Origin of the sequence: Nodosilinea sp. LEGE 07088 (assembly GCF_015207395.1) — a bacterium.
GTDB lineage: Bacteria > Cyanobacteriota > Cyanobacteriia > Phormidesmidales > Phormidesmidaceae > Nodosilinea.
On the sequence record NZ_JADEWX010000203.1, the window covers coordinates 1 to 9400 of the forward strand.

A 9400-nucleotide genomic window follows, 5' to 3' on the forward strand; every position below is an offset into this window, starting at 1 on the left:
CCCTACCCGACCCCTACGCCGCCAACCTGGGCCGTCTCCAGGCCCAAATTCGGGGTCAGGGGTCTGCTGACACCCCCAATGCCTCCAGGTTTGGGGGGCTCCAGACCGCTGCGATTACCGCCTGGTTGGTGTGTCGGGTGCGGTGGCAGGCTCCGGCGGCAGAGGGCTTGAACCCGGTGGCGGTTTCGTTTCACTTTGCCCCTCTCAACAATCAGTTTGGCGGCATTTCCTTTGGGGATGCCGATGCCGTTGAGCCCGCCCCCGATATTGCCCCAGAGTCCCCTGCGGATTCCCTGAGCCGCCCTGACCGGGATATTGCCCCCCTGGCATTGGATCTCAATAGCCCGATCAGCGGTGCGATCGCCGCCCACAATCTCTCAGTGTCCCAGAGTTCGCCCCAGAATTCGCCCCAGAATTCGCCCCAGAGGTTCTCTCAGGCTGCCGGGGCCATCCCCACGGCGGCGGCTGATCGGCAACGCGAGCCCCTGCCCGATTACGAAGGTCAGTGGAATGAGGTGACGGGTCGATTGCAGCAGCATCTCTTTGCCCTGCTGGATGTCAGCACCAATGCCGATCTCTACGGCATCAGTTTCAATGTGTTTGCCAGCCGCGGCCAGGTGGTCACCACGCACGTTCCCGTGGCCGACAATGCCTTCACCAGACCGATTCAGGTGGAGAACATGGCCGTGGTCAGCCCCGGGCAAAACGTCAGGGTATTCACGGTGCCGCAGATTTCCTGGGAACCAGTCTTAAACCTGACACCTCCGGCGGTGACGGGCGATCCCCCGGGGTTTCATAACTACTACCCCAACAGCGGCGGGCCGATGCAGATATTCAATACGGGCGGCGATACCGTGGCCCTGGCCCCGTTGCCCCTGACCGATTACCTGCTGCGCAATTTTGAAGACGACACCGCCAATTTTCTGGCCCTGGCGCTGTTGACTCTGCCCTTTGGCCTCAAAGCGCTGGCGGTGCTGCAAAATCGCTACACCTTGACCGATGCTACGGGGGCGATCGCCAGCCGTCGGGGTACCCAGGTACGGCGCAACTCCGAAGCCTTTGCCCAGGATTTAAAGGGCGGTCTCCAGCTCCAGCTAAACGCGGGCGCGGCCCTGATCGAGGGGCAAAGCGACATGTTTGTGGGTAGCACAGTGCAGCTGAACAACGTCTTAGACTTTACCGGGGCTAGCACCGGGGCCAGCACCCTGGGGCGCACCGTCACCGAAATTTTCAACAATGAATTTTTGCTCCAGCCGTTTAATTTAATTCGTCAGCGGGGGGTACCGCTGACGCGGATCGATCTGAGTGGCTACGGAGCCAGTACCTTTAGCAACTGGCTCAACCCCGATGCCGCTACCGCCGAGACCAGCCAGGCCAAGTTTGAGGTGATGGTGGGGCGCTGCGCCCACGAGGTGATTCAGGTCAAGAGCCTGATCTACCCCTGGGGCATTCAGGTGGTGCGTACCATCACCCTGTTTAGAACCGGCAGCGGCTACGTCTATCGGTTTGACTCGGGCTGGCAGGCCGAAAGCAGCGGCGAATTTGACTTTCGCTACACCGTCAATCTCACCCCCGACACCAAGCAAAACCGGCCCTCTCCGTTTGATATTCACCCCGGCATTGTCAAGGGATTGTTCAATGTTCAGAACATTCTGGAGACCGACGAGATTGCGATCGCCGAGGGGGTGATGGCCGCCGCAGAAATCGTCGATGAGAACGGCCTGCTGAGCAATAATCCCAGTAATCAGATCGAGTTCAAACTCCAGCCGGTGTATTTCGATGCCGACGTGGAAATCGAAGCCGTCACCGCTGGGTTCCAGACCAAACTCATCCAGGGACGCGATCGCCCCGTCGTGCCGGCCAAGAAAGTTATCGGCTATGTGCAGGTGGCCCCCAGAGGGTTGCCCATTACCCCAGAAACCTTGAGGAATCTGGTGCTGGTGCAGTTGGGTAGCATTGGCGGCCCCATTGACTGCGAAATTGACCTGGCCAGTAGTGGCCAAAAAATGCGGCTGAATCGGTTTGATTTCAACAACTCCTTCGGGGCCAACGGCACAGCCTTGATCTTTGCCCTGGCGGGGCGCGGCAGCGTGCTCTTGCCCAAAGATGGTGCCTGGTCAATGGTCAAGCACGATCGCGATCGCGGCGATGTCAGCCCGGTGCCCGCTAGTTTAAGCGTGCCCGTGGTCAGGGCTGGCCGACGAGGGTTCAATGCCGACGGCCCGACCCTCGATACCCCCATTGCCAACGCGCTGCTGCGCATTGCTGAACCCACCGAGCTGCTGCGGAACCCGGTTGAGGACACTGTTAACTACGGCTTTTTGCAGAGCACCGATACTCAAAAGGCGTTGTTTCTCACCCCCGCCTTTGAGCTGGGGCAGCCTAAACTTTTCAGCAAAACACCGCCACTGTTTGCCGATGCCTTTCGCATTGTCAATACCAAGGGCATTTTTCCCAACATCGGCAATGGCACCACCGACCTGGGAGAGGCCATTTCCCTGATCAGCAACGGCACCGAATTTCTCCAGGGCGGTCTGCAGGATGCGGGCCAGGCCGTGTGGGAACTGATGGATGTGACCGGTGCGATCGACAACGCTCAAGCGCAGGGCTACAACCTTTTAAAGCAGGCCGCTACCTTTGATCTGCCCAACACCGAGTTTGAGCTGATCGATGTGGGCGACGGCAATTTCCGCATCTACATCGAATACAAGGGCAAAGGGGCTGGCAACACCGACGTGCCTGGCGATCTAGACTTCAGCATCAACTCCCTGGCGACGGAGGTGGCCGATACCTGGAAGAGCCGGATGGGAAATATCGGCCTGGTGGTGGATCTGGCGGGGATCGATCGCCTGATGACTATTCGCGGCAGTTGGGACTCCAAGAAAGGTGCCGAAGCCACCTATCCCCAGCCCGAAATTGAGTTCTCGCCCGAGCTTCAGCCCGTGATCGATATTCTCGAAATCTTGCAGCAGCTCCAGGGTGGCGACTATGCCGGGGCGGTTGGCAATGGCCTCAAGCTGGCGATGAGTAACAAAGCGGGCAGTTGGGAATATAAATTTGAGGCCTCTAAGGAAATTCCGGTACTGCGCTTCCCCGTCCCCGACGCGGTATACAACGACCCCAATACACCCTTCAAGCTAGAGGCCGGACTCACCCTCGGAGCCTACTTCAATGCGGCTCTCAAGGTAACCACCGACGCCAACGAGCTGCTGCCCAGTGCCGGTGGTCGGCTGGGGTTCTATGGTCGCCTGTCGGTGATGTGTGTGTCTCTGTCAGCGGCCACGGTGTATGCCATCGGCCAGGTCAACCTCGACATTGCGGCAGATACCAAAATAGGCCCTTCGCTGCGGATGAAGTTTGGCTTTGGGGCACAAATTGTGGTGGGTTTGCCGGTTGTTGGCAACGTCAGCATGCTGTTTGTGGTGGGCATTGAGCTCTATGTCGCCAGCGGCATTGTGGAAGTCACCGCGTTCATGCTGTTTCAGGGCCATGCCGAAATATTGGCTGGCCTGATCGCCATCACCATCACCATCGAGGCCATGGGCAAGGTGTCTAAGAAATCTCTCCCTGGCGGCTCGCGTACCGATTTGGCCTGTCAGGTCAGCTTTGGCCTCGATATCAGTATCTTTTTGGTCATCAACATCAGCTTTGTGATCCATTGGCAAGAGGAGCGACAAATTGCGGGTTAGGCCTGAGCCCTGCCCTTGTTTTGAGCACCGTCAATCTAAGTTGCTTGAGAGCCTTCTGTTATGAACCCTAATCAACGGTTTTCGATTCTGACCCTGCCGCAATTTTTTGATGGAGAGGTCCTAACGCTCAATATTGTGGTGCTGCCCCGCGACCAAAATCCGCTGGCGGGGGCAATTGAGCAAGCCGCTCCCATTGCCGATGCGATCGCCTTTGCCGATGCCCGACTGTCGTTTACCGCCAACCTGTTTGATGGCCTGGGGGTGTTTCCCCACAGCCTACCGCCAGTGGTAGGGCTACCCCTGCCGACGATCGCCCCCGACAGCCCCCGGCAGATCTTTGAGGCTTTGGCCAATCACCTCGACATTGTGAACCGGGCCACCACCAATCGCAATGTAGACCTGGATAATCTGGCCGCCAGCTACCGCCCCGAGGCCGCTCGACCGGAGGCCGACACGGTGCGAAAGTATCTGCCGCGCAGCTATCGCCAGGCGTTTAACTTTACGTCGCCTCGCCATCCCAACGCCCTGACCGATGAGAGCTACCACTGCGCCATTCGAGGCGGGCAGCCCGTGCCCGGCTTTGAGCGCAGCCCCAATGCGGTGAGCTGGGGTCAGGTATTTGCCTACCTGATGCGGCAGCCCCAGCTGGCTCAACGGGCGGGCATGATTTACCAGACCCAAGTTGCGATCGAGGCCAGCCTGTTGCTAGACGGGGGCTGGTTATATGTGGATCTGGCCGCCGATAGCGACTACCGTCCCCAGCTCGATAGCGATGCCACCTTTATCCAACGCTATGCAGCCCGCATTCCCGCCCTGGTGGCTGGGCAGCCGCGTCAGGTATTTGCGCCGCTGCTGTTTCCCGTGCTGTTTAAGGCGGTGGCTACCGACCCCGACCCGGCCCCTAGCGGCAATTACGATCGCCTGTTTATCGAAGCTGCTGAGTACGACGATGGCTTTGCCAAAATCGTGCACTGTCAACAGCCACCGAACCGAGATCTGCTGCTAGAAGACAACGATGGTGCCCACCCCACCAAAGACATTGGCATTCGCCTGGGGTGGGACGATGAACAAATTCTGATCTGGTACATTCGGCAACTGCTGAGCGACCCGGCGGGTACCCTGAGCGATCGTCTGGATGCGCCCCTGGGGGTGTTTGGCTACAGCATCGACGTGCGCGCCACCGCTGAGCCCGAAAATCCCTGGGAGGCTCTCAATGCGGTGCAGAGTCGCCAACCCCTGACCCTGGCCCGCAATCCGGCTAATCTGGCCGATGCGATCGCCCTGGGAGATTTTGTGGGCGAATTACCCTACCAGGTCTATCCGCTGCAGGTGGATGGCCGCAGAACGGCCAACTACTGGTTGCCGATGTATTTTGCCAACTGGGTGGGCCACAGCATGGTGCTGCCCGATCCCGATGCCGCCCGCATTTACCAGACGACCAATATCGATGTGGTTGCCGATCTAGAAGATCCCATCAACAATACGGGTACCGGGGTAACCGGGCCAGCGGCCAACCAGCTCAACCAAATCTACCGCCCCGCTGACCGCACCACCCAGCTGCGGTACGGCAGCAGCTACGAGTTTAGGGTCAGACTGCGCGATCTCAGCGGTGGTGCGCCGGCCCTGAGCGCCAGCCCCATCAACGCCACCGGCTCAGATATTACCCAGTGTCGGTTTAAGCGATTTATTTCGCCCCACCAGCCCCGCCTGTTAGAACTTCAGCCCACCGGCAACGACGACAACGCGATTGTCAATAGCGATCAACCCACCGCCATTGCGACGCTGACCCTCCAGCGCCCTAAACTGGGGTATCCGGAAGTGGTGTACACCGACAAATATACCGACCCCGTTCAGCGGCTGATCGATCAATCGAATCTCGGCATTGCCGTCGATGCGCTCGATCTCAGTGCCAATGCCGAACATCGCGTTGGGCTGGGCATTGCCGATCCAGATGTCGATCGGATTGAAATTACGGTTGAAATTGCCACGCTCAAACTCGACAAGCTAGCCAGTCTATCCGGTCAGGACGACTACGTGCACCTGTACACCACAACCCGTGCCTTCCCGCCCATCACCACCGATGACGACTACGAAGCCTCGTTGGCTATACCCCTGAGCTATCGCGATGTGGCGGTACTGCACACGGGTGAGGCCGTGGATCTGGTGAATGACTTCAATTTGTCCGGCGACATTGACACCCTGACAGAGCTGGTACTGCCCACGGCGCGCACCGTGCGCCTTACCCTACGGGCCGTCTGTGAAGAAAAAGACGACAATGCCGCCTACTACGGCTTTCTCCACACCCGTGATAAGTCCCTGGACAATCGCTTTGGCGAGCCGATTCAGGTGATGGCCTACCAGCCCTCCGCCGATGAGGCCAATTTGCTCGTGCAAACGCCCGGAGTGCCCGAACTCCAGGGCATCTTTATGCAGTCTGATCTGGTCACCTTCTTCGACGGGAGACCGACCACGTTTTTGCTGGGCGATCGCACTCCCCGCCAGCGCGACAACGTGCAGCAGCTGGCCGACCGCCTCAGCCTGGTCAGCAGCCAGCTCACCCTGACTGCGCCCAAGGGGGAGCGGGTGGTGTTTGGCTGCTCTAGCCGCATTCCCCACACCCTGGCCCCCGACCATGCTGCCCTCACCTTTGCGGCCAAGGGCGATTTGATCAACCACTGGCTCTGTTGCGCCAGCCTGACCCTCGATCGCGACTGGATGTGGGACGGGCTCGAGCATCGCAGCATGATTCTGCGGCGCACCCTCAGGTACACCCACGACGAGGTCGCCACCACCACGGACGTGGTGATCGGCGACCTGGAAATGCTGCGAACGGCTTCCTTTGAGGCGCTAGACCAGCCCCAACGCCATGCCTCCCGCCTGGTGTTTATCGATGCGGTAGAGCCCAAAAAGGCTCAGCCTGAGGGCGGGGGCGATCCCGGTTTTCCCGACACCATTGAGGTGAGCTACTCGATCGAGGTGCGCCTCAAGCCTGGCCATGGCCAGCCCCAGGATGCGATCGCGCTGGCGTTAACCCTGCCGATCACAACGCCGCCTACCCAGGTGCCTCGGCTGGTATCGGCGGGTATTGCCCTATCGCCCTACGTGCGCAACGAGACCTATTCGGCGTCAGAAGACCGCCGCCGATTTCTCTGGGTTGAGTTTGCCGAACCGGTCGCTGACCCCAACGATGTCTACTTTGCCCGAGTCTTGGCCAATGCCCCCGATCAGCTGCTCAGCAACAATGCCCCCGATCTGCTGGCGGCCCCGTCAGAGCCTGCCCTGCCCATCGATCCAGAGCTGATTCGTATTGTCACCCCCGGGGCCACCAACGACCTGGCGGGTCTAAATGCCATGCAGCCGATGGAAAAAAGCACCACCAGCGATCGCCACTACCTGCTGCCCCTGCCGCCGGGGCTTCACGCCAACGCCGATGAAATGTTTGGCTGCTTCACCTACGAGTTTCGGGTTGGGCACTTTCGCCATTCGACCACCACGGCCATGGTGTGGTCGACCGCCCAGGGCCGGTTTGGCCGCCGCTTGAGGGTGACGGGCCTGCAGCACCCGGCCCCTACCCTGACCTGCATGCCCAACCGCGACAACGATACCCTCTGGGTGACAGCGCCCTACGCTGTAGCCGTACACGGCGGCAAGAATGTGACCGCCAACCCCCCCCGCACCCAGCTGTGGGCCCTGCTCTATGCCCAGGTCAAGCAGGCCGACAATCGAGACTATCGCAACATTCTGCTAGACGATCGGCCCCTGGACTGGCGGGTGCAGATCGAGCGTCGCCCCTCGGGTAACCTGCTAGATCGCTACACGGCGGAGCAGCTTCAGATGTTGCGAGCGATTACCTTTAGAAACTTCCAGTACGAGGTGCAGCCTGCCAATCTGATCCATTCCCTCAAGCTAGTGAATCCCAGCACCGGTAGTCAAGGCGGCAAGAAATTTGGCACCGTGGCCTGGAGCAATCACGAAGTCGCCCAGCTGCTCACCAGCCTGGGGCTACCCCATGATTCGCCTCTGAGCGTGCTGGTGGTCGAAACCCTGCCCCAGATCACCAGCCTGGCTGAGCATGTTTCTGATCTGGCCCGACCCAGGGTAGCCCAGGCCACCCAGCCGCTGATTGCTGAAAATCGCCGCCAGGACTTTGCCAAACTAGTTCAACAGCTGAATCGTGCGGTTCCCGACCCGGTAGACCCCCGCATTCCCAGTCCGGTCAGCGATCAGCTGGGTCACCATCGGTTGCTGAGAACGTCAAAACTCACCGAAGTCCCCGCGATTTGCTGCCCGACCTGCTAGCGATCGCCACTCACTGACACCATGTCACCAGTTCCATTTCACCGGGATCATCTCATCGGCGCGGTCGCATAACCTGAGTCGCAAAGGCCTGCTGAAGTTGGTCAACTCGCTGGGTCGCCGTCTCGGGCGGCGGCGAGATCCACAGCGACTCGTAGAAGAAGAACGACATGCCCGCGTAGGCGCGATCGCGCACCGCCGCCATCTGGTCGGTAATAAAATCCATCTTCACCGGACGCGCCCGCAGACCGCTGAGAATGCCGATGCTGACCGGAATTTTGCGCCGCGCCGCTTGCATCTCGGGCTTGTTCATCTCCCACATAAAGCGGTTTTGGTCACTGCGGTAGACCTGAATCACCAGCTCATCGACAATGTCGCGGCTGACCCACTCGGGCCAGTCTTGCAGGTAGTTGACGTAGGCAAAGGGGTGGGGGTTGGGCGAAATCGACACCACGGCATCGGGGCGGCGGGCCTTGACCAGAGCATAGACCTGGGCCAGAAAATCAGAGATTTTGTTCGCCCGCCAGGCTACCCACTCGGCATCTTGGGGGTTGCTGGACGGGGCACGACCGCCGTGCTCGACCCGGTAGAGGTTGATGGTAAACGGGTCGTAGCCAAAGTCCACCGGTAGACCCAGGTGGTCGTCAAACTGAAAGCCATCGACCTCGTAGTTACTAACCAGGTCATTGATCAGCTCTAGCTGAAACTTCTGCACCTGGGGGTGAAAGGGGTTCATCCAGCGGCGCGGAATCACGTTGCCCTCCATCCAGATAGCGGGGTCGTTCACCCAGTCGGGGTCGGGGAGAAAATCGTCCTGGGCGATCCACTGATCGGCCCGGTGCTTTTCGCGGGCTAGGTCGCTGGCCTTGGGAGTCTCCAGGGCAGAGGTTGGTTTGGCTGTACTTTTGCCATCGGGCTGACTCGCAAGTCGCGGCCTATCTCCTGGCCTTAGAGATCTACCCGGAGCCAAGGGAGCGGCCTGCTTTTGGGTAAACCAGTCGGGGTGGCGGCGGTACAGCTCGTAGTTGGCGGGGGCCATAAAGCCAAACTCAAACCAGGGCACCACCGCCATGCCCCGGCCATGGCCGAAGTCGATCGCCTCTTGCAACATGTCGCGGTCGCTCTCACTGGCGGGGCCGGGAGCGCGCAGGTCGCCGTAGAGGTGCTGGCTGACTCCCAGCTCACGCTTGGCGGTAGCGCTGGGGTAGAGGGTGTGGCCGTAGTTCCACACGACGGGGTAGAGGGTGTTGAAATTGAGGTCGGCCAGGCGATTGATGGCTGACTCCAGCGCCTCGGTGGAAAATAGCACCTGGCTATCGACGTTGGTCAGCCAGACACCGCGCATTTCGCGATCGGGGCTGGCCACAGCCGGGGTCTGGGCCTGGGCCACCCAGGCGGGGTCAATCCAGCGACGC

The 9400-nt window shown here is 60.1% G+C and carries 2 protein-coding genes and 1 pseudogene; 2 read left to right on the forward strand and 1 reads right to left on the reverse strand.

Annotation, left to right across the window (positions count from 1 at the left end; all coding sequences use genetic code 11):
- Together IQ254_RS33995 and IQ254_RS34000 are read left to right on the forward strand one after the other, a co-directional pair.
- Window positions 1-3689: pseudogene (locus IQ254_RS33995) on the forward strand (hypothetical protein); the annotation flags it as partial.
- A 60-nt stretch (window positions 3690-3749) separates the two neighbouring features.
- Window positions 3750-7988, forward strand: coding sequence for a hypothetical protein (locus tag IQ254_RS34000; protein WP_193969257.1), 4239 nt, complete (start codon window positions 3750-3752; stop codon window positions 7986-7988).
- 52 nt (window positions 7989-8040) lie between these two features.
- On the opposite strand, the gene IQ254_RS34005 is transcribed toward IQ254_RS34000, so the two are convergent.
- On the reverse strand, window positions 8041-9400 hold a 1360-nt coding region (locus tag IQ254_RS34005; RefSeq protein ID WP_193969258.1), incomplete at its 5' end, for a family 10 glycosylhydrolase.

Bases quoted from the DNA above. Each gene is read 5' to 3' on its own strand.
- IQ254_RS34000 (WP_193969257.1), top strand. From the start codon at position 3,750: ATGAACCCTAATCAACGGTTTTCGATTCTGACCCTGCCGCAATTTTTT.